A 21,815-nucleotide genomic window follows, 5' to 3' on the forward strand; every position below is an offset into this window, starting at 1 on the left:
TGAATTGTAATTAGGCTTGTTATTTTATTTTTACTAAAAACAGTGAGTTATGACTGGTGATGTACAAAGTGTTATTACCGGGCCCGCCAAAAGTTAAACCCGTTGGGCGCTCGGGTACTTTTATTTCGCCGGTTTGTTTGCCGGTACCATCGTAAATGTACACTTGTCCGTCGGCTATGTATACGTTGCCCTGAGCATCGGTGGCCGAGGCAAACTCACCTCTTTCGGCAAAATATTTCAAATCGCTGATATAGCCCTCGTTGTTCACTGTGGTACTAACAGTTCGCTTATCGTACTCATCGCTGCTGTACATTGGTTTACCGGGATAAGCCTGCGCTAATGCTGTTGAACGGGCCAGGTCATAAACTACCGGGATAATAGTAACACCATCGGGGGCAACGAAACACTCGGTTGGTTTATTTACCGTAACGGTATTAAAATCATGGTAATCCCGCCAGCGGTGGGCCGGGTATAAAGCTTTATATACCTGCTTCACCTGCCCCATGGGTATGGTATTCAGCTTTTGGATCGATTCATCCGCATTTTCGGGATTAATTGAATATGCCCAGCTTGCAAAACCCGAGTTACCCCAGCAGCTAAAAGATGTACCTGATGCATCAGCAGGATTATCAAATTTTTCGGGCTTACCGTTCACCAAATACCCAGGCTTCGGAACATATTTAAACACAACCAGCAGGTTATCATTTTTATCGCAGGCTAATGAAAGCGGCTCCCATGGATAATCGGCTAATAAGCTGATCTGCCTGGTTACCGACGACCATTTGTAGATCCTCTTCATCCGTTGCTCGCTGAAGTAAACATTCCCCTTGCTATCCGCACAGGCTGCCGAAGCAAACTCAAATCCCGTAGCAAGTTTGGTAACTGAACCATTAGCCGGAACATTGACTGTATTATTTTGGTCACCAATATAAAGCCTCGCAAATTCCCATGGCCTTACCTCCGTACTGCTGTTGATATCATACAGCGGCAGGGTACTGGTGTATTTGATCTGGCTGTAATTATGCACGTTCAGCATTTCGATATTTTTGCCGCCCGATTTGCGGATAGAATACGGCGCTGGTTTATTAACCCTGATCACCCTGAACATATACAGGTTGGCAAATACCATATTGCTTGAATTTTCCAGTTCCATAGGCTGGCATTCGGTACTTTCGCGACTTTCCTCTTCCATCTGCATGGCATACACTTTCCAGTTGGCTACGTTATTGAAACGAACTTCATTGCGCACGTGGTGCTCTATCGACATGGCGTAGATCCTGCCTGGCGTTTGAGTGTTTGAAATATAAGTACCCGCAGTTGCGTAAGTATTGGCACTCCAGATATCTTTAAAAGTACCGCCGCCGCCATCGGTTATCCAAAGGCTCCAGTACTGTGTATCCCATGATGCATCACCACCGTTTTGCGTGCGACTATATGCCCTTCCCGGGGCTGTAGCTGTACCTGTTTTGCTTGTAGGCATACCAATCCGTTGCATACTACCATGCCCTCCTACAAACTTCACATCATTCATGTATGATTTTTCGCCGGCCATCCATTTACAGGCTAAGGCTCGCGGATTATCGGCGCTGGTACAAAGGCCTATTCCGCTTAAAATATTATCGCCGCCTTTTGATGATTCGAGCAAGGCAACCGGCGCACCAAAACCGCCGAAGGCCGGTGTGTTATCGGCAATTAAAAATTGTGTGGCTATGGGGTTAAGTCCTATCAGTTTGGTATCAGGTTTCAGTTTAATAGTTTGACTAACGCGATACCAGCCTTGCGGTACATATATGGTCTCGTATTTGTCTACTGCCGCCTGGATAGCCTGCGTATCATCAGTAACACCATCGCCTTTAGCACCCAGAGCTTTTAAATTTGCCCAGGTATTGATAGCAGGAAAATCGGGGATATCTTTTTGAAAGGGCTCCGGTAAAGTGCTTAGCTTTTCCTGCTCATTAATGGTTTTGTACTGCGGTTCGGCATCAAGCCCATCTATTTGCAGTCCGTTTGTGAAATTTTTAATACGATAGATAGGTCCTGCTCCCGGTGTAGTTTTTCCGCTGCGGCGATAGCTGGCCAGTACCGGTACATTACGGCACACCACATTGCGCAGGTTAATCTGGTTAAAAGCATTGTCCTCGTTGCTGATAATGATCGCCGCACTGCGCACATCTTCAAAGCGGCAATCCTCCATAAAAAGCTTTTCATGATAATTTGGGTTGATGCTGATAACCGCAGGCACATTTTTAACATTCATGCGCACAATGGTCAATCCCGCTTCCTGCGTGCGGATGGCTGCTTCGCGCTGGCCTTCAAAATAAGTATCAACCATCATAAACTGCCAGCCCGGCGATGGCTTGGTGGTATAAATGCCATATTGCCCGCCAAAAAAACGCACATCTTCCATCTCGTTACCTACATCAAACATCCCGGCCAGGCCTTTACCAATTTGCACATCAACATGGGCTATAAAGCTGTGCTGGGCAAAGTGCGTGCGCATGGCTACAGCATAAGGATTACCATCCTCTATTTTGAGGTTGATGTTGGATATTGAACTGTAAAAAGTTGAAGCCCCGGCATCATGCACCTCGTCGCCGGGTTTGGATAGGTTACTCACAAACCAAAACATGTATTTGGCATGGCCTTTATCATTCTCATACTCTGTTTGAAAGCCGGGAGAGTTTTTGGCAAGGATGATTTGCGGACGGTTTTTACCATAGCCTATCAGGCGCACGGCGGTAGGTATATAAATGGTTTTTGAGACGAGGTATTTCCCTTCGGGGATGAACAGCACACCGAAATTGTGTTCGGTTTTTACTTTGGTGATGGCAGCCTGCAACTCATCAGATACATCTGTTTTGCCATCGGCTTTGATCTTAAAATTTTCGGGCGTAAAATAAACGGCGTCCGAATCCTGTAACCGGGCCGGATAAATTGATTTGCCACCTTCATCTTTTTTAATCGGCGCGGATGTACCAAGGCAAACGTTTTGGATAAAAACAAACAGGGCAATTAACAGGGTTAACTTTTTCACTTCAGGTTATAATAATGGTTTATACGGCGTGGGTTACGGCATCCAATCTACATCATAAATTGTTATATTATTTTAACACCCGATGTAAAATTGCTGATAGCAAATTGTGATAACCAACCCTGCAAATGTATCCGATAGGGCTATCAGATGCGATTATTACGGCACTACATCACCACTACGCTATGTAACATTATAGGTAAAGTGCTGATACAAAAGAAAAGGATAGCGTTGATAATGAAGAGAGAAAGCGAGATCTGGAATTATACCCGGAAGTTGTTTAAAAAATGAAAAGTATTCAGTGCCTGTAAATGATTAAAAAAAAGTTATATCTCCAAAACTAATTGCGAGTATCCATCAGGAAAAAAAAGTAACGATGTGTAAAAATCATATCTGATAATCAATAATTTATAATCACATCATTGCAAGTTATTGAATGTCAAATGCTTTTTTAAATGAGCGGTGGCCTGACAGAAAAGCGGGCCGGGAGTTGGCCTCGCGGGCTGAAGCTTTTTTCTGTCTTGATTTTTTGGTTACTTTTGTATCAAGACAAAAGTAACAGCCTCCGCGGCAAATGAGCGGCCAATGTTAGTAAGATAGGAACTGGCCGTTGTGAATCCCAATAGCCGCTGCGAGAAATTTTCGTTTCTTAATTATAATGTGGGCGTTGCCTGCGGCCCGGGCTATACGCTGCAAGTCCTCGCTTTCCCGGCGCACAATTGCCATCACACGCTCCGGGCTTTACGCTCCTATCCCTAACGCGGCCCCGCGCGCAGCCCCTCCAAAAGTCAATTCTCTTACAAGATCTTTACATTTTTTCGGGCTCCCTGATGATTATCCGCAATTACGGCTTTTATGTGTTTTTAAACAATTTAAAAGAAGCTATTTGCTTTTAAGTAGATACCGCGTCTCTGCATAAAAATGATTACGCAAATCTGGGAGTATAACGGGCATAAAACAAAATGGGCAACCAAAGGCCGCCCATTCATTAACTGTTTTTATTTACCTAAAATTACTTTGCAGTTTTTCTGGCAGGAGTTAAAGGAACAATGATTACAGCTAAGAAAAGGGCAACTTCTAATACGGTTAACATAACTTTAATTTTTAAATATTTTGATTACTGAGTTAATTTTTGCGGAATAACACAACCGTTCCTGCAGGCATGCCTTGCGGCCGGGATGCAAGAACAATTGTACCTATCCCGGCGGCGATTGCGCTAAATATGTGCCACTAAAAAATTGGCGCTATAAATCAATCATTTAGGCAAAAAATCGTCAATTTTAATTTTAAGTTTTTTTGAAAGAGAGTGATGAAAAGAGGATTTTAAGCGATAAAAATTTTATTTTTTTATTCAGAATCAGAAAAACACGCTCATTTAGGGGTAGAAAAAATTAAAAAGCTCTTTTTTATCAAATAATTTCGGCCCGAAACGGCAATCCGCAGATAAATTATTTTTGAAGAAATATTTTTCAGGATTTATTTCAATCGGCAGGAAAATGACCCTTAAAATTTAGCATCGAACATTTATTTGTCAAAAAAACGTAAGCCTATCAGCATCAACAAAACCGCTTAGCATTTTGAAAAAAAATAAGCGACAATTTGTCACATACATGACACGCGGCAATTTTGACATAAAATCAGCCGCTTAAAAACCTGACACAACCTGCCACAAACATGACAACATATTGAGAAAACAGCCAAATGCCCCGTTTAAACCCCTATGCCAAAATCTGCATGTGCATCACTAAAGCGCCCTTATGATAGCCCTTTTCCAAATCTCTACGGCCTCCGTCATTTCCTTTTCGTTTAATGATGCAAAACCAATCCTTACAAAACTGTGCTTAAATGCTCTGTCGTAATAATAATCTGTCCCTGCGCCTATCGATAAGCCCAATTCATTTGCTTTTTCGGATACCAGGGCCGAATCAACGCCGTTCAGGTATTTTACCCAAATGGCAAAACCGCCGTCTGGGATTTTAAATTCAATCAAATGGCCCATTTGTCGGTTAAGTAAGCTGCAAAGCGTATCGCGCCTTTCGTGGTATAGTTTATTGGCTTTTTTAAGGTGGCGGCCTATATCTCCGTTTTTTAACAGGCTTGCCATGGCTTCTTCCAGTAAATGCTCGCCCTGCCTGTCAATGTGCCTGCGTAAACGGATGGCTTGCTGCAAAAAGTTTTGCGGGGCTACCATAAAACCTATCCGGATGCCGGGTGCTATGGTTTTACAAAATGAACCTACATAAATTACATTGCCGTTGTAATCGGCGCTTATTAGTGGTAATATCGGTCCGCAGGTATAGTGAAAATCAAAATCATAGTCGTCTTCAATAATGGCAAACTGGTATTTCCTGGCCAGCTCGAGCAGGCGCATGCGGCGTTCCGAACTTAAAGTTACGGTGGTGGGCTGATGATGATGCGGTACAACGTATAACATCCGCACTTTTTTTGCGGCGCAAATGGTTTCTACCGCGTCGATATCTATGCCATGCTCATCTACCGGCACTAAAGCCAGCTTTGCGCCGGCCTGTTCAAACACCTCGTTGGCACCGATGTATCCCGGATCGGCCACAATAACTATATCGTTTTTATTGATAAGCACCTGTGCACACAGGTACAGCGCCATTTGTACGCCCTTGGTAATCAGGATATCATCCGCTGCTACATGTAAGCCCCTTGTTTCGCCCAAAAAACGCGCAAGCTCGTTCCGCAGGTTTTCTGATCCCTGCTCAGATCCGTACATCAGGTATTTATGCGTAAAGCGATAGCCTGCCATGCGGCGGTATTCGCGCACCATTAAATCAACCGGGGCTATCCGGGTATCAGGAAATCCTTCGGTAAAAGTGATATTACCCTCCGGCATCTCTTTAAATACCGAACGGTGGTTTACCCGGTCATCATCCACCCTAAATGATGTTTTACCGGCAAGCCTGTGTTTCTGCACCGTTTTATCAATAGGCCTGGCAGTAACATCGGGCAGGTTATTGGCTACATAAATCCCCTTACGGGCAATAACATCAACCCAGCTTTGGGCATACAGCTCATCATAAGCTGCCACCACCGTTTTGCGGTGCACATTTAATGATGCTGCTAATCCCCTGCTGGCGGGTAACGCAGAACCTGGTTTTAAAATCCCCTGCCTGATGTAGCTGATAATGCCATTAGTTATTTGCAGATACACAGGCACCTGGCTATTTTTATCGATACTTAACAAACTTTCGATGAGCATCATGGTGGACTATCGCTAATGTAAATTGTGGACTACAAACATAGTCCACAACCATGGTATTTTTGATCATCAAACAAAATAAACCATGTCAATTAATCAAAAAATATCATCCTTTTTTCTCCGGTTAGCCATCGGCATCAGCTACCTGTGGGAAGTAGCCGATCGTCTCGGCCTGTTAGGCATCAACGGCCAGCCCCATGTAGGCTGGGGCGATTGGAAACATTTTACAGCCTACGCCAAACAGGTAATGAGTTTCCTGCCTCCTGCATTGGTAAACCCATTAGCTGCCATAGCCAGCATCGGCGAAGGCGGCTTCGGCCTCCTGCTTATCATGGGCCTGTTTACCCGTATGGCGGCTATAGGCAGCGGCGTGCTGAGCTTATGTTTTGCTATCGCGATGGCAATTTCGTTCGGTATTGAATCTCCGTTGGGCTATTCGGTTTTCACTTTAAGTGCGGCAAGCTTTTTACTGGCCGGGCTAACCCAATATTCCTGGAGTTTGGATAACTGGCTGGCATCGTGCAAAATTAACAGGAAGTTAAGCGCATACCAATCCGCTCAGCGCAATGTTGAGCGCGAAGAGCCTTATGCTGAATTTGCAGATATTGACCAGATCAGGGCATTTGTAAAAATATCGTACCGGATTTAAACGGGGAAGCGAGGTGGTTTAATTTAAGACAAACTTTTTTAGGTATACCTCGGCAGTTTTTTTGCAACTGCTTCTTCCATGCAACGACAACCGAAAACCTCAGGGTCCTCTGCGAGTTTAAGTTTACCCATAAAAATCGGACCTGCTAAATGTCTTGTTTTGCACCTCTGGTGCAATAAATATGGGTGATTTGATATTACTACAAACCTTTTGCACCTCTGGTGCACCTATCATGGTGCTATAAAAGAAATAAAAAGATTAACAAATTATCAAAATCCCCCAGAGGGGGTAAAGGTTTGTAGAAAAAAAACGCTACGCTCCTTCCGAACCCCAGAGGGGTTCAACTCAAGTTGCTATTCAATTTCACCAATGCTGTTTCGTGGGTAAACTTAAACTCGCAGAGGACCCTGAGGAAACGGAAGAAACTCTTAAAAATTCGCAAGTTCAAGCGTCTACGCCATAACCGTTAACTTAAGGAAATTTTGAGAAGTTTTTTTTAAGATGTTGTATAGGCGGGGCTTCGCCGATGGGCAAAACCACTTAGATTTTCCCATATTTGTATAGTTTTATTTTTCAATAAAAAGGCGGTTGTTTACCATACGTTTACCGCCTTTTTCTATTTAAATATAGACATTTTTTTTTAAGATTGAACTCTTTTGTAGGAGAAAAGTTCCATTTATTTTCAATCAGGAGGCATTTATCACAAGTTGCTCATCTGCATTAAAAAACAATATAGCCGGCTTCCTTGATCCTTTACAACTTGATACCATAGCCCGCAGAACTGGATTTTTGCAAAGGACTTCTAAACTTAAGCCAAAAGAGTTTATCGATACGCTGATGTTCAGCGAGTTCGACCATAGCAGGCTAAGCCTTCAGGATTGCTGTAACGATCTGGCTCACCAACATCAAAAATCGCTGAGTAAAGTAGCCTTGCACAAACGGTTTAATGAACATAGCTTCAGTTTTTTAAAATCAGTATTGGCAGAACAGATCACCCAAAAGCTGGATATAAAAAGCGGAAAGGACTGGAAGCCTTTTACCCGGGTAATGATTACAGATTCATGCAAATTTGCCTTACCTCAACAATATAAAGATGATTATCCTGGGTTTGGCGGAGCCAGAAGCAAGGCCTTGATGAATATGCAGTATGCCTTTGATCTTAAGCAAGGTAACTGGGAAACCCTTGAATTGACCAAAGTATCTGAAAATGATAAAGCTTATTCAAAAAGAAGCTTACAGGATATTAAGGCGGGAGATTTGCATATCCGTGACCTTGGCTATGTTACCCACGGATATTTGCTGAAGGTATCTACAGAAAAAGCCTTTTTCCTTAACAGGCTGCATCCGGGCTGGAAACCGATCTCGCGCAGTACGGGAAAAGCGATTAATTGGCATACACTTTATCAGGAAATGCAACTAAGCAAGCGTAATCGTTTTGAAACAATGGTCACTATAGGAAAGGGAGAGGAAGCCTTTGATTGCCGCCTGATCGCTGTGCCTGTACCCGAAAAAGTATGGTCTGAAAGGATCCGGAAGGCTCAAATACGGGCCAAAAGCGTTGGTTATGAACTTACTGATGACTATAAGTACCGCTGCCGGTTTAGCATATTTATTACAAATACAACAATTGAGTTACTCAATGCTACAGAAGTTATTCAACTGTACCGTTTACGTTGGCAAATTGAATTGGTATTTAAGACATGGAAATCGTTGCTCGACATGCACAAAGTTAAAGCTGTAAAAAAAGAACGACTGGAATGCCAGTTGATGGCTAAATTCATTTGGATAATCCTTAACTGGAAGATATTCCGATGTTTGGCGAACTTTATTAGGCAAAATTCACCGGATAATGCCTGCTCCGTATGGAAGTTTTTTAAGCAGGCCAGGCAATGCTCTCACTTGTTGAGAATGGTTGTTAGCGGAAAACTGCATTTTACCATTTGGTGTGATTTATTTTCAGCCAGCGTTGTGAAGAATCTTCTTATTGAACCTAAAAAAGGAAAAAAAGCCAGTCTACATATACTGAATGAAGTGTTCTTTTCCTTAAGTTAACGGCTATGGCGTAGAAGCTTGAATTATTCGAGGTTAGAGCGTCCACGCTCCCGGTTTAGTGTAAGTGTGGACGCTTACTTCCCGGATAGCTCGAGCGTGGACGCTCAAACTTGCGAAATATAAAATAGAATACAACAGCCCTGCTCTCAAAGAGGGGAACCGCACAATTCCTCCGCTTTTTGTTGAATTTGACAGTTATTTTATCAGTACCATGGTAACATCAGTTAGGTAATTTACTATTGTTCAACAACGTTTCCAGCGTTTTAAGCCTTGAAGCCCAGAAGCTGTCAAAGTAATCTATCCATTTCTGCAGTTCGTTAAAGCCATCCTGCTTAAGGGTGCAATAACGCTCCCTCCCCTGGTCCTGTATTGAAATAAAGCCCGCAGTTTGCAGGATCTTGATATGCTTGGATACTGCAGGGCGGCTCATGTCGAAATTTTCGGCAAGGCTGTTAATGGTGAGGCTATCTGCCGAGAGCAGCATCAGCATTTTCCGCCTGCTGGGATCGGCAATTACCTGGAAAGCATCAAGCGTTGGTATGGCCATGTTGCGCAGCACTTAAAAGATTATTGATAGCCGGAAGTTTTTGTGCCCAGCCTCCGTTCATCGCGTTGTAAAGGTCGAGATTTACGGTGTCCGAGAAACCGCTGTGTTCGAGGAAAACCTCGGTGCCGTTTTCTTTCGGTTCCAGCTTCCAGATCACTACCGAATCGAGTGTAATTACGCCGTCACCCGGTCCGCTCTTCCACGAATACGAAAGCTTTTCAAAAGGTACTACCTCTAATACTTTGCAATAGATGATACCATCAAAATCGAGCGCAGGCATCGGGCCTGTTCTAAACTGAAAATCGAACCCTACGATAGGCTGAAAGTCATTTTTCATGATCCATTGTGCCATCAGATCGGCGTTGGTAAGATACTCCCAAACCATTTCGGCCGGATGAGCGAAGAAAAACTGGTGTTTGATGATTTTTGACATAATAGGTAACTTTTAGGTTACTCAAATATATAGGTAACTTTGAAGTTACGCAATTTTATTTTAAAATATTTTGATGCGCTTATGGCCCGTCTATCTGATGTTTTAAGAAAACCTGTTTAAGAAAATTATAGTTTAGGGTGATGATTTTTTAAGCTAACTATAATGGTATCTGCTGAGATATCCCGGCTCCTGTAGATAATCTGCAGTTTTTTGTTATTGATCTTTTTTACCAGACCGCTGAAGCTTTCAAGTTCTTTTAATAACCGCTGATCCGTAGTATCGATTACATCCTCCTGGTTACCGTAAAGTTTTAAATTATAAGCCTTACGTGGCAAATCAGGTAACTGCCACTCCCATATCGGAAACCAATACAGCGTTTCCCATTTACCATGTTTGTAGGTCATGATAGTATAATCATTAAGGTTTGACCAATCGGCTTTATTGGTTACAAAGGAAATCTCATCGTTGCCGTCGCCGTTTAGATCGCCCTCGTTTTTTAGAAAAAGTAATCCAAAATTGGGCAGAGGCTCAATAGGTGGCGCGTCAATCAAATTGTTATCACATTTCAGGAACGAATGACATTTTCTGCTATGAAGCATTTTCACATCGTCATCATAATCGCCTTTAAAAAATTTATCAACTTCCTTCGCCCCTGTGCTATCACAGAAATGCTCGACTAATTTTTCCTGCTTCCCATCTCCGTCAAAATCGCCGGAAATAACAAAACGATAACCGAATGCCGGTTGTGGCTTTTGGGCCAACGTATCAACTGATTTTTCCTCGCTTGCAGCATCGGCATTAGGTTTAAGCTTATCACCTTTGTGCCGGGCACCGCCGCACGAACAAATACAAAAAAAAGCAACAATTATATAAAGCAGGCGTGCGCACATAATATAGTAAATTGATTAAATTTAGTTAATTACATATCATTATTGTTCGGAGAGCAGTAATTTATCTGCCTAAATTATCCACGTAAAAAATCTGATATAAATTGTTTTTACAAAACCCATTGTGTTATATTTACACAATAAGTATCCTCTAAAAGAGAGGTATTTTTCTTCTTTGCTGCCCGCCTTTTGGGGCAGTGTGCTTTTGTAACCAATTAACCATTATATCATGAAAAGAAACAGTACTATCTTGTTGCTTTTATTTGCTTGTGTTTTGTCATCCACGGCACTCGCCCAAAATGCCGAACCCGTTGTGGCGGGTAGCGATATCGCAGTAACCAATACCGGCAGCGGTAAGGTAAAAGGCTACATCCATAATGGCATTTTTACATTTAAAGGTATCCCCTACGCCAAAGCCGACCGCTTTATGGCCCCCGAAAAACCAACACCCTGGACAGATGTACGCAGCTCAAAAACCTACGGCCCCGTTTGCCCTACCGACCCAACGCTTACGGTAAACGATGAATTTGAATTTGCCTTTCAGCACGACCTGGGTTACCAGAACGAACATTGCCAATCCCTAAACGTATGGACACAAAAACTGAACGATGGCAAAAAACGCCCGGTGATGGTATGGCTGCACGGCGGCGGCTTTACAGCCGGCTCCTCAATCGAGCTGCCATCATATGATGGTGAAAGCCTTGCAAAAAAGGGCGATGTGGTTTTGGTATCGGTTAATCACCGCTTAAATATCCTCGGCTTTCTGGATCTTTCGGCGTATGGAGATAAATACAAAGGCTCGGCCAATGCCGGTTTGCTTGACCTGAAACTGGCTTTACAGTGGGTACACGAAAACATAGCCCAGTTTGGCGGCGATCCGGATAATGTGACCATCTTCGGCCAATCTGGCGGGGGCGGCAAGGTTACCAGCCTCATGAATGCGCCATCGGTAAAAGGGCTGTTTAAAAACGCTATTGTTGAAAGCGGCAGCTACATCACCAATTTTAATGAAAAACCGGTTACCCAAAAAGTTGCTGCGGCTTTGCTGGATGAACTTCACCTGCAACCAGCACAGGTTGATTCGCTGCAGAAAATACCCTATGATATTTTAAACGAAGCAGGCAAAAAAGCCATGCGCAAAGTAGCTGCCGACCTGCGCAAGGAAGGTAAAGGCATAAACGGCTGGGGACCTGCTTTAGATGGAGATTTTCTTCCCTATCAGCCATCTGATCCTATGGCTAAGGAACTTTCTAAAAACGTGCCTTTGTTAGTGGGCACCACCAAAAACGAATTTGCAGCATTTATGCCGGCCAATAAAAACCAAACGATGGATGATTTGAAAGCCAGCCTGCAAAAACGATACGGTGATAAAACTGATGCTTTTATGGCCGCCGTAAAAACCGCCTATCCTACGGTTTCAACACCTGGGGGGTATACCGATATCGAATTTAACTTCCGCACCTTGGCTATCAAACAGGCTAACGAAAAAGCGGTTAGCGGTGCGGCACCTGTTTATATGTACCTGTTTACCTGGCAATCGCCTGTAAATGGCGGCATGTATAAGGCTATGCATTGTATGGATATTGCTTTCCAGTTTAATAACATTGCGCGCTGCCAGGAAATGACAGGCGGTGGCAAGGAAGCTTATGCGCTGGCCGATAAAATCAGCAGCGCCTGGATCAATTTTGCCAGAACAGGTAATCCCAACACCCCATCGTTACCTAAATGGTCTGCTTACACTGCCGAAAACGGGGCAACGATGATACTGGATAACCAATGCGTACTTAAAAATCATCCGGACGATGAGTTATTGAAAATTGTTGCATCGGCTACACCGAAGCCATAATACAAATTGTAGTACCCCGCGCTTTTGCAAACAAGCGCGGGGTGTTATTTAAATATGCCTGTAAACCATCAGCACCACCCCCGATTCAAATATTTTGCTTGATACCGGCTTAAGCCCTGAATCATCCTTGGGTGTCTTAAAAAACGGTAACCCCTGCCCTAAGCTCACCGGATGCACCCACAACTGGTATTCATCAACCAGGTTAAAAGCGGCCAGCTTTTTTACCGTACTTATGCTGCCATAAGTAAGAATATCCTCGCCGGGTTGCTTTTTCAAATTGCTTAACGTGCGTTTTACATCGCTGTTTATCAATACCGAATTATGCCACGATGCATTTTGCATAGTTGTTGAAAGCACCACCTTGCGGTGGTTGTTCATCATTTCGGCATAGGCAATATCCTCGCGCGGAAAATTTACGTTTTTTGCCTGCCAGGGCCAGTAGGCGGCCATGGCCTGGTAGGTTTTTCGACCTAATAATATGGTATCTGCACGGCTCAATATTTCGGCGAGCGCATAAGCCTGTTCATTGCTCCAGCTTTGGAGGTGCCAGTCGAGCCCGCCGCCGGTGTCGGCTACAAAGCCATCCAGCGTAATGTTTACAGATACTATGAGTTTGCGCATCGGTGCAATAGTAAACCGGGGGCAGTTTTACCCGCCCGGTATATGAATTAAAATGATGTAGTTACCAGGCTACGCAGCATTGCCGGCAAGTACCGTATTGGTAACCGACAAATCTTTCACCTGCTCGTATTTTTTCCATAGGTAATAGGTAAAAAACATCACAGCAAGCATTACAAGGGGCGCAATAAGATTAACTGTTTCGGCAGTGCCAACGGCAGTCCACGATAAAAATGCACCGATGAAGCTAATGGTAAAACCTGAATAAGCCCATTCTTTAATGGTGCTGTACCTGGTTTGCAAAATGGCAATAACGCCCAAAACTTTTGCCGAACCCATAATTACCAGCAGGTACATCGGGTAACCTAATTTAGCCAGCGATTCTTTACCGGCCTGTTGCATGGTTATACCGCCATAGGCATCGCCAAGCATAGCCAGCGCAAATAAAATAGTGAAGATCCAGTACAGGATTTTAGTTGTTTTTGGTTTCATGATGATATTGTTTTTTTGTGATTTGATTTTGATTGCTTAACGATACAAAGGTATGCCCGCCACCAAAATTGAATGGTGTGCAAAAAGGACGAATAAAGGGGTTGATTGCGACTTTTGTGTTTTTTATCTTTATCAAAAACCAATTTACAAAAATCTATACATGAAACACGTAAGCATCCTTATCCCCAACGAAGCTGTTTTGGCAAGCATTGTTGACGCCCGCACCATATTTACCGGCGCTAACGATTTTTTACAATCGATGGGTAGGGAGCCGGTTTTTGAGGTGCAGATGATTGGCCTTGCCTGGGATACCAAGGTACACAACGGCATGTTCTCGGTACACTCGGATTTGTTGCTGAGCGATCTGCACCGGACTGATATCATCATCATCCCCGCCATTAGCGGCGACCTTGAAAATGCGGTTAAAGTGAACCAGGAGTTTGTACCATGGATCATCAATCAATATAACAACGGCGCCGAAGTGGCCAGTTTGTGCATCGGTTCGTTCATATTGGCTTCAACCGGCCTGTTAAATGGAAGGGAATGCTCAAGTCACTGGATCACCGCCGAAAAGTTCAGGGCGATGTTTCCCGAAGTTACCCTCGTTGACGGGCGGATTGTTACCGAGCAGCAGGGTCTTTACTCGAGCGGAGGAGCTACCTCCTACTGGAGTTTGCTGTTATTACTGATTGAAAAATATGCCGGCCGGGAAATAGCCATTATGGCCGCCAAAATTTATGCTTTGGAAATAGACCGCAAAAGTCAATCGCCTTTTGCCATGTTCACCGGCCAAAAGAAACACGAAGACGACCCGATAAAACAGGCGCAGGAATACATTGAAAATAATGTTACCGAGAAGATCTCGGTTGAAGACCTGTCGTCAAGATACGCCATAGGCAGGAGGCATTTTGAGCGCAGGTTTAAAAAAGCCACCAACAATACCCCGGTCGAATATATTCAGCGGGTAAAGATCGAGGCGGCAAAAAAACAACTGGAAACCTCGCCAAAAAACATTAATGAAGTAATGTGGGAGGTTGGTTATACCGATGCCAAGGCTTTCCGCACGGTGTTTAAAAAGATAACGGGCTTATCGCCTATTGATTACCGGAATAAGTATAATAAAGAGGCGGCGGTTGTCTGAATCAGAATTTACAGAATTTTAGAATTTACAGAATATTGTCTGAATCGGGATTTGGGGGAATTTAGGAGATGGGCAGGATTTTTATTTTTGTCTGAACCGGAATTTTTTGAATTAAGGAATGGCCAGAATTTTAAAGCGATAAGTAAATTCCATAAATTCTTTAATTCGATAAATTCGAGTTCAGACAAAAATCCTGTTCATCCTACCCCCCCAAATCCCCGTCCTGACAAAATCGGTGTAATCCCAACAAAAAAAAATCCGAAATCGAACATCCGAAATCCGAAATCAAATCACTTCTTCCCAATCATCGCCACAGCCTTAATCTCAATCAAAATATCATCCCTAAAAAGCTTGCTTACCTGCACCAGTGTGCTTGCGGGTGGTTGTTTGGTATTGACAAATTTATCCCTTATGCTGCGCACCAGTTTTACCTGCGACGCATCCATCAGGTAATAATTCAGCTCTACCAGATCGTTCATGGTGCCTCCGGCGGCTTCTACAATATTTTTGATATTGGTAAACACCTGTTCGGTTTGGCTGCTCAGGTCGCCGTTGCCGGCCAGTTTGCCGTCCTGATCCAAACCTACCTGGCCCGACATGATGACCATTTTGTATTTACCCAGATCAACCACCACTGCATGCGAATAGCCGAATGGTTTACCAACCGTTGGCGGGTTTAAAAATTCAAGATCCTTACCGCCTTGCTGGGCAAAACAGGCAGATGAAATCATTAACAAAACAAGATGCAGGAGCTTTTTCATAGGTTTTTAATTAGCTGAATCAAAGTTGCTGATATTACCGCATACTTACAACAAGCTGATCCCTGCAGTCCAGCCTATCCAGCCTTTGGTGCGGTTACCCCAGTCAATTAAACCGGGCTTATTTTTGATGATCTGCCGGATATCGCTGTCCCCGGCATGATCGCTATAATTGGTATACACATTAAACGATGGCCCGGCAAAAAAGCCAAATTTTGATCCGGCTTTAAAATTGAACAAGGCACTAAGCCTGTTTACCTGGTTTTGATTTTTCCACCCTTTGGCTAACAGTATGTGCGTTGAACCCTCTGCCGAGAGCGAGTATCGATCATTAAAAATAAAATCGTGCCCCACGCCAAAGCCGTAACTGTAAAACGTATGCTGATCAGTAAAATTAACACCGCCCGAAATAACCGAATATAATTTAGCATTACCTGTTTTAAAAGCAAGGTTGGCCGTGGTTATCTCATCGCTGTAAACCAATATTTTGGCATAGCCGTTTTTTGAAATATTAACCAGGCCAATGGCATAACCATCAAGCGTATCGGCAACATTTACCATCGCGAACGAGAAACCTTTTATAACGTGAGCTTTGTTAATTATGCCGGCAACCTGTACCCCTTTTGATGTTCCGCCTGTTACGTTGGCCAGTCCGGCAATCATAAAGCCTTTGCTATCCTTTTTATCATAATTATAAATCCCCGCCGCCTGGAAAGCATTAACATAGCCGCCTGCGTGGTTAAAAATTCCGGCTATCTGTACGCCTGTTAAGGTATCTTTCACCATATTAAAAACACCCGCGGCCTGCAATCCCTTCATGCTTTTTAAATCATTATTATTGATACCTGCCAACTGCACTCCCTCGCTGTTGCCGCCAACCACGTTGAATAAACCGGCGGCTTGCATATATTGAACATCCTGTTTGTTGAGGTTAAACAAACCACCCAACTCAACACCATCTACCCCGCCGTTATATCCGCCCAATAAATTCAATGAAAAATTGTTAATCACCTGCCCGCTCATCAGTCCATGACTACCTAAACCGGGTAAAAAGGAAGTTTGCACCGGTACTTTAGATACAAAGCCGCCAAGGTTAAGGTTCTGGATTTTTTGACCCGAGGATACAAACATGCGGCCCAGCCAGCTGCGTTCGGTTTTGGTTGATGTGGCACCTTCGCTGTAGTAATAATTGCGGGGTTTGATGGATACATTTACATTACTTAAAAAGTTGATGCTGGTATCTTTATACATCTCCTTACTTACGGTAAGCGTAAGTACTCCGTCGGCCTTTACTTTTAGTTTAAAATAGCCGCCTGCATCTGTAAGTGTGGAGGCCAGCGTACCTTTATCATATACGCTGGCATTTTCGAGCGGTGCGCCTGTGTTATCATCAAGCACATGCCCGCTGATGTAATATACATTGGCGGGATTAATGGCACTATCGGGAACCAGGGATAAACGATACGGCGTTGGCCTCAGGATAATGTAACCCTGCGCCTCTTTATAATCAACCTTGCCGTGAAAAAACTCATTAAGCAAATTCCTGATGGTCTGGCCCGATGTGGTGACGCTCACCACGCTATCAGTTTTGATCACATCATTACTGTACGAAAAATAAAATTTCCCTTTTTCGCCGATAACGGTAAGTACATCGGCTATCTTTTTTTGCTTTACATTAAGCGCCACTACCCGGTTCAGGTTGTCTTGCGCAAGGGCATCGGTGATGAGCAGGCAGCCTGCCAGCACCAGGAATATATAGAATAGTATGTTTAATCTCTTTTCCATCGTGTTATTTTATTATGATGAGATGCGGTTTCCGGATGATCTCTACGCCGAACGTATCTTTAATAACCTTGAGGATATTATCAAGCGAATCCGCTTTAAATGTTGTAGTGATGACACGGTTACCCAGTTTTTTATTATCGATAACAATGTTTGCGTGATAAACCTCGTTCAACACCTCAACCAATCGCCATAGCGGGGTATTGTTGGCCACAAACTTTTGCGTGCGGTAATAGCTGTACAAATCATCCTGAGTACTCCCTTTTTTAAACCTGCCCGATTTTACCATCACCTTCTCCCTTGGTTTCAGGCGCACCTCTACCTCCTGCTGTATCACCTGCACTATGCCTGTCTCCACAATAACCTCGGTACTATCGCCCGCGCTTTTTATGTTGAACGATGTGCCTACAACCCTTACGGTTACGCTGTTTACATGAATCATGAAAGGCTTGCTTTTATCGTGCGCTACATCAAAAAAGGCCTCGCCCTTTAAATTAATCTCGCGGGTGTTGCCGGCAAACCTATCGGGGTAAACAAGCTGCGAGGTTTTGTTCAGCGTTACTACCGAGCTATCCGGCAGGGTGATCTTCTTCACCGCGTTATTACTTTGCAGCGTTAATATATTGGGCTTGCCGGGTTTATTTAATGTATAGATCAGTGCGGCGCAACCAAAAATGGCAAGCCAAACAGCCGCTACCCTCAACCAGCGTTTAGGTTGGCTGATTGATCGCACTGTTGCCCCTGGTTTAACATTGGCGGCAAGTTGCTTAAACTCGGCCCAGGATGTTTCGGGGTCGAGCTTGCTTTCTGTTTTAAGGTTGCGCGCAGTATCCCAAATCAGTTTAAAATGGTTAAAATACCTGCGGTTGTCTTCGCTTTGTTCAAGCCAGCGGCTGATGGTTTCATTCTCAACCGGCGTGGTTTCGTTAAGCATGTATTTGGTTAATAATTCGTCCATCGTTTTAAATATTTAAAGCCCTGCTAATAAACCATATCAATAACGGCAGGTAATCAACCAGTTTAAGCCGTAGCGTTTTAAGGGCCTTACCCATCTGATTTTCGACTGTTTTTATCGAGATGCCCAGCTCGTCGGCAATTTCCTGGTATTTCAGGTCCTCAAACCTGCTTAGCTGGAAAACCGTGCGGCATTTTTCGGGCAACTCATTCATGGCCTGCTGTAGTTTCTCCTTTAAATCAAGCAGTTCCATGCCTGTGCTTTCGTCCGCGTTATCCTTCGTCATATACCATACATGTTGCTGATGATCAACCTTTACTTTTTGATGCCTGAGGTTGTTAAGGCATTCATTATATACAGCGCCGTACAGGTAGGCTTTGATAGAGCCCGAAAACTGCAGCCGCTCCCGGCGTTCCCATAATTTCAGAAACACATTCTGCACCATGCCCTTAGCCGTATCCTCATCCCTTAAAATAGAGATGGCGTACACGTGCAGCGGCCTGATGAAGTGTTTGTAAACCCCTTCAAACGTTGCCTCATCGCCCGAGAGCAGCAGGGGAATTAATTGTTCGTTATTTAAATCCACAATCTGGTTGTTTGGGCATAAAGCCCGTTAAACATTGGGTTATTAAATCTCTATGCGGTAATTGATGGTTGGGAAAATCCCTATCCATTTATTTTTTTCGATGATCCGCTTGCTGGTGTTGTAAAACAAACCGGTATTGTTGCGCCTGTTTAACAGGTTTTGAATATCGAGCAGCAAAAAATGCGATACCTTTTTACTGTTGATGCGATAACTGGCCGAAAAATCGACACGAATATAGGGATCGGCCGTTAATGTGTTGGTTTTGGATTGATCGATGATCTGCTCATCGCGCTTAAAAGTTTCATCAACCAAAATTGGCGTGTATTTGCGGCCGCCTGCATAAATGATCTTTCCGTTAAGGCCGAAAAGGTTTTTATGATTATCGCCGGTAGCCCATTCCTTACCTGCCACCAAATTGGTTACGTATTGGGTATTGAAAGTGGTATTAAACTCCTGTCCGCTCAACGCTTTGTACTTTGAGTTGAATACCGACGAGGTGATCATAAAATAATAGCCTTTATTCAGTGAGCGCTCCACCGATACCTCCACGCCATAGTTTTTGCCGGTACCTTTGTTTACCAATGAACGATAATCATCCCCGCTGATAGCTGTATTATCCGATACATTCAGCACCGAGAAATTATCGGTTAGATCGGATGATACCGGCACATCATATAAATGCTGATAATAGGCCTCTGTTTTAAATTTCAGGTGATTGGAAAACAGTTTTTCATAGCCAGCCACCAACTGCGCCGATTTGGTTGGCGATAGTTTGCTGCTTACCGCCGCGTTTGATGTGGCGCTTTTTGCAAAGTAAAACGATAGAGGTTCCAATCGGCTGTAGATGCCACCAGCTAATGACAGCTCCTGATCGGGAGTTACACGCCAGTTGATGCCTGCCCTTGGCTCATAGCTCCAGGTTTTGCTCAGGTTAAAGTAGTTAACGTGAACACCTGTATTCAGGCTCAGCGTTTCGCCAAACTCGTGTTTGTTTTGGATAAAGCCATCAAAGGTGGATGCATTGCCTTTTTGGTTCAGCAATTCTTTTAGCGTTTTATCATCGCGCTGGTATTCCAAATCGTACAGGTTATAAGTTAGGAAACCTGCATTAAGGCCCGCGCGGATGTTGTTGTTATTGCCTGTGCGATAGTTAACTATACCCGCATAGCGTACCGCACCATTATCATAATGATTATTTTGAAACAGGCTCGGCTCAAACTTGCTGGTTAGTGTATCCACCTTTGTAGAAAGCCGGCTTTGTGATACCGAGATAATATTGCTGAAGTTGAGCCTGTTATTGGCAATATAAATGTGCTTTAAGCCGGCGCTGCCCGAGTGATAGCTGTACTTCAAATCCCAGGCATCAATACGCTCGTCCCATTTGGCGGTATCGCGATCTGCATTTTTGTTATCGCTGCCTGCGCCGCCAACGCCGAACAGCGAGAATGTACCGGCACTTTTAGTAGGTAAAACGATATTAAATGAAAGATCCTGGTATTGGGGCACGCCCGAATCGGATACTTTTACACCTACCGCGTTTAACAAACCCAGCGTTGAATAGCGATAGCTAAGCAGGTAGGAAGCATTGCCGCCTTTTTTAAACGGCCCTTCCATGGTTGCTCCAAAACCAAGTACGCCGGCGGTGAAAGCATATTCGCGTTTATCGGTATTGCCTTTTCTGAAACGGAGATCAAAAACACCTGCCGTGGCATTGTTGTATTCGGCGGCTAAAGCACCCGTATAAAAATCAGAAGTACCAATAACAGTGGAATTGAGCATACTCACCCCGCCACCTGCCGAACCTTCGTTATTAAAATGGTTAGGGCTCACAATCTCGATGCCCTCCAAACGCCATTGCAAACTTTTGGGCGAGTTGCCGCGTACGATGATTTCATTATTATCGCCACCGGCAACCACACCTGCAAAACCCTGCGCCATCCGCGCCGGATCGAAAAGTGCACCCGCGTACCTGTTGGTCTCCTCGGGCGAGAACGATCTGCCGCTGGCCATCGCCATCGAATTAATCGGGCGCTTATTTGATGTAGCGCTTACCACAACTTCGTTAAGCTGGGTATTGGCGGGTTCAAGTTCGATATTTAGTTCGGTTTCTTTACCGGTGATCACCAATATATCTGTCAATACCACTTTGTTATAACCTGCATAAGTGGCTTCAACCACCTGGCGGCCAACCGGCACCTGCGTAATATGAAAAATACCGTTAGCATCGGTAGCCGCTGCCCTGCCGGGCTCAATCGAGGTTACTTTAACCATAACACCGGGCAAGGTTTGTTTGGCGCCTTTATCAACAATAATACCCCTGATGGTTTGGGTAAATGATGCAGGTTTGTTTTTAACCTGCGCTATGCCGAGGGATGCTGATATCAGAAAAGTAAAGAGAAGCAATAAGGAAGATAATTTATTCATTTCAGTAAAATTTCTCCCGTAACACGCCAGGATTATTTTACCCCTATGGGGAAATGAAAATTTTTTTGTCTGAGTGAAAATTATCTGAATCAGAATTTACAGAATTTTAGGATTTACAGAATTTCAGCGATTGATTAGATTCTGTTAATTCTCAAATTCTGTAAATTCTGATTCAGACAAACACCCTGTGTATACCTCAGGGTCCTCTGCGAGTTTAAGTTTACCCACAAAACAGCATTGGTGAAATTGAATAGCAACTTGAGTTGAACCCCTCTGGGGTTCGGAAGGAGCGTAGCGTGTTTTTCTACAAACCTTTACCCCCTCTGGGGGATTTTGATAATTTGTCAATCTTTTTATTTCTTTTATAGCGCCATGATAGGTGCACCAG

17 protein-coding genes are annotated in these 21,815 nt (G+C 43.9%); 5 read left to right on the forward strand and 12 right to left on the reverse strand.

Going from position 1 to position 21,815, the window contains the following annotated elements:
* Positions 1-19: 19 nt before the first annotated feature.
* Complete coding sequence (locus HYN43_RS10560) at positions 20-3,034, reverse strand: glycosyl hydrolase family 28-related protein (protein WP_205589915.1); 3,015 nt, start codon at positions 3,032-3,034, stop codon at positions 20-22.
* A 147-nt stretch (positions 3,035-3,181) separates the two neighbouring features.
* Between HYN43_RS10560 and HYN43_RS30280 the strand changes: the two genes are divergently transcribed.
* Positions 3,182-3,322 (forward strand): hypothetical protein, encoded by a 141-nt coding sequence (locus HYN43_RS30280; protein WP_162996414.1) that lies wholly within the window; start codon positions 3,182-3,184, stop codon positions 3,320-3,322.
* A gap of 1,453 nt (positions 3,323-4,775) precedes the next feature.
* Here the strand turns inward: HYN43_RS30280 and pdxR are convergent.
* Positions 4,776-6,260: a MocR-like pyridoxine biosynthesis transcription factor PdxR gene (pdxR, locus tag HYN43_RS10565; protein ID WP_119409314.1), complete on the reverse strand. Its 1,485-nt coding sequence runs from the start codon at positions 6,258-6,260 to the stop codon at positions 4,776-4,778.
* 82 nt (positions 6,261-6,342) lie between these two features.
* Between pdxR and HYN43_RS10570 the strand changes: the two genes are divergently transcribed.
* Both HYN43_RS10570 and HYN43_RS10575 read left to right on the forward strand, forming a co-directional pair.
* Positions 6,343-6,906 (forward strand): DoxX family protein, encoded by a 564-nt coding sequence (locus HYN43_RS10570; RefSeq protein ID WP_119409315.1) that lies wholly within the window; start codon positions 6,343-6,345, stop codon positions 6,904-6,906.
* A gap of 732 nt (positions 6,907-7,638) precedes the next feature.
* On the forward strand, positions 7,639-8,958 hold the full coding sequence (locus HYN43_RS10575) for an IS4 family transposase (RefSeq protein ID WP_281024319.1): 1,320 nt from the start codon (positions 7,639-7,641) through the stop codon (positions 8,956-8,958).
* 220 nt (positions 8,959-9,178) lie between these two features.
* Here the strand turns inward: HYN43_RS10575 and HYN43_RS10580 are convergent, their stop codons facing one another.
* From HYN43_RS10580 to HYN43_RS10590, 3 genes are all read right to left on the reverse strand, one after another.
* Positions 9,179-9,505 (reverse strand): ArsR/SmtB family transcription factor, encoded by a 327-nt coding sequence (locus tag HYN43_RS10580; RefSeq protein WP_119409317.1) that lies wholly within the window; start codon positions 9,503-9,505, stop codon positions 9,179-9,181.
* Positions 9,486-9,938, reverse strand: a complete 453-nt coding sequence (locus HYN43_RS10585) for an SRPBCC family protein (RefSeq protein ID WP_119409318.1) — start codon at positions 9,936-9,938, stop codon at positions 9,486-9,488. Before HYN43_RS10585 ends, HYN43_RS10580 begins: the two co-directional genes overlap by 20 nt.
* A gap of 125 nt (positions 9,939-10,063) precedes the next feature.
* Entirely contained in the window at positions 10,064-10,828 is a 765-nt protein-coding gene (locus HYN43_RS10590; protein WP_119409319.1) for a hypothetical protein, read from the reverse strand.
* Between the two features lie 226 nt (positions 10,829-11,054).
* Here HYN43_RS10590 and HYN43_RS10595 point away from each other — a divergent pair, with 226 nt between their 5' ends.
* Complete coding sequence (locus HYN43_RS10595; RefSeq protein ID WP_119409320.1) at positions 11,055-12,671, forward strand: carboxylesterase/lipase family protein; 1,617 nt, start codon at positions 11,055-11,057, stop codon at positions 12,669-12,671.
* A gap of 48 nt (positions 12,672-12,719) precedes the next feature.
* Here the strand turns inward: HYN43_RS10595 and HYN43_RS10600 are convergent, their stop codons facing one another.
* Both HYN43_RS10600 and HYN43_RS10605 read right to left on the reverse strand, forming a co-directional pair.
* Positions 12,720-13,292, reverse strand: coding sequence for a dihydrofolate reductase family protein (locus HYN43_RS10600; protein ID WP_119409321.1), 573 nt, complete (start codon positions 13,290-13,292; stop codon positions 12,720-12,722).
* Positions 13,293-13,361: 69 nt separating this feature from the next.
* On the reverse strand, positions 13,362-13,781 hold the full coding sequence (locus HYN43_RS10605) for a DoxX family protein (protein WP_119409322.1): 420 nt from the start codon (positions 13,779-13,781) through the stop codon (positions 13,362-13,364).
* Between the two features lie 160 nt (positions 13,782-13,941).
* Here HYN43_RS10605 and HYN43_RS10610 point away from each other — a divergent pair, with 160 nt between their 5' ends.
* Positions 13,942-14,922: a GlxA family transcriptional regulator gene (locus HYN43_RS10610; RefSeq protein WP_119409323.1), complete on the forward strand. Its 981-nt coding sequence runs from the start codon at positions 13,942-13,944 to the stop codon at positions 14,920-14,922.
* Between the two features lie 290 nt (positions 14,923-15,212).
* On the opposite strand, the gene HYN43_RS10615 is transcribed toward HYN43_RS10610, so the two are convergent.
* From HYN43_RS10615 to HYN43_RS10635, 5 genes are read right to left on the reverse strand one after another with little or no spacing between them, the layout of a single operon-like run.
* Positions 15,213-15,683 (reverse strand): RidA family protein, encoded by a 471-nt coding sequence (locus HYN43_RS10615; protein ID WP_119409324.1) that lies wholly within the window; start codon positions 15,681-15,683, stop codon positions 15,213-15,215.
* A gap of 45 nt (positions 15,684-15,728) precedes the next feature.
* Positions 15,729-17,465, reverse strand: coding sequence for a carboxypeptidase-like regulatory domain-containing protein (locus HYN43_RS10620; protein WP_119409325.1), 1,737 nt, complete (start codon positions 17,463-17,465; stop codon positions 15,729-15,731).
* Positions 17,466-17,469: 4 nt separating this feature from the next.
* Complete coding sequence (locus HYN43_RS10625; protein ID WP_119409326.1) at positions 17,470-18,420, reverse strand: FecR family protein; 951 nt, start codon at positions 18,418-18,420, stop codon at positions 17,470-17,472.
* A 4-nt stretch (positions 18,421-18,424) separates the two neighbouring features.
* A complete protein-coding gene (locus tag HYN43_RS10630; protein ID WP_119409327.1) occupies positions 18,425-19,003 on the reverse strand; it encodes an RNA polymerase sigma-70 factor in 579 nt (192 codons plus the stop codon).
* A 42-nt stretch (positions 19,004-19,045) separates the two neighbouring features.
* Positions 19,046-21,427: a TonB-dependent receptor gene (locus HYN43_RS10635; RefSeq protein WP_119409328.1), complete on the reverse strand. Its 2,382-nt coding sequence runs from the start codon at positions 21,425-21,427 to the stop codon at positions 19,046-19,048.
* Between the last annotated feature and the right edge of the window lie 388 nt (positions 21,428-21,815).

The sequence above is a fragment of the Mucilaginibacter celer genome, assembly GCF_003576455.2.
Classification (GTDB): domain Bacteria; phylum Bacteroidota; class Bacteroidia; order Sphingobacteriales; family Sphingobacteriaceae; genus Mucilaginibacter; species Mucilaginibacter celer.

Coding starts and splice junctions, on each gene's coding strand:
- HYN43_RS30280 (WP_162996414.1), top strand. CDS start 3,182: ATGCGATTATTACGGCACTACATCACCACTACGCTATGTAACATTATA.
- pdxR (WP_119409314.1), bottom strand. CDS start 6,260: ATGATGCTCATCGAAAGTTTGTTAAGTATCGATAAAAATAGCCAGGTG.
- HYN43_RS10570 (WP_119409315.1), top strand. CDS start 6,343: ATGTCAATTAATCAAAAAATATCATCCTTTTTTCTCCGGTTAGCCATC.
- HYN43_RS10580 (WP_119409317.1), bottom strand. CDS start 9,505: ATGGCCATACCAACGCTTGATGCTTTCCAGGTAATTGCCGATCCCAGC.
- HYN43_RS10585 (WP_119409318.1), bottom strand. CDS start 9,938: ATGTCAAAAATCATCAAACACCAGTTTTTCTTCGCTCATCCGGCCGAA.
- HYN43_RS10590 (WP_119409319.1), bottom strand. CDS start 10,828: ATGTGCGCACGCCTGCTTTATATAATTGTTGCTTTTTTTTGTATTTGT.
- HYN43_RS10595 (WP_119409320.1), top strand. CDS start 11,055: ATGAAAAGAAACAGTACTATCTTGTTGCTTTTATTTGCTTGTGTTTTG.
- HYN43_RS10600 (WP_119409321.1), bottom strand. CDS start 13,292: ATGCGCAAACTCATAGTATCTGTAAACATTACGCTGGATGGCTTTGTA.
- HYN43_RS10605 (WP_119409322.1), bottom strand. CDS start 13,781: ATGAAACCAAAAACAACTAAAATCCTGTACTGGATCTTCACTATTTTA.
- HYN43_RS10610 (WP_119409323.1), top strand. CDS start 13,942: ATGAAACACGTAAGCATCCTTATCCCCAACGAAGCTGTTTTGGCAAGC.
- HYN43_RS10615 (WP_119409324.1), bottom strand. CDS start 15,683: ATGAAAAAGCTCCTGCATCTTGTTTTGTTAATGATTTCATCTGCCTGT.
- HYN43_RS10620 (WP_119409325.1), bottom strand. CDS start 17,465: ATGGAAAAGAGATTAAACATACTATTCTATATATTCCTGGTGCTGGCA.
- HYN43_RS10625 (WP_119409326.1), bottom strand. CDS start 18,420: ATGGACGAATTATTAACCAAATACATGCTTAACGAAACCACGCCGGTT.
- HYN43_RS10635 (WP_119409328.1), bottom strand. CDS start 21,427: ATGAATAAATTATCTTCCTTATTGCTTCTCTTTACTTTTCTGATATCA.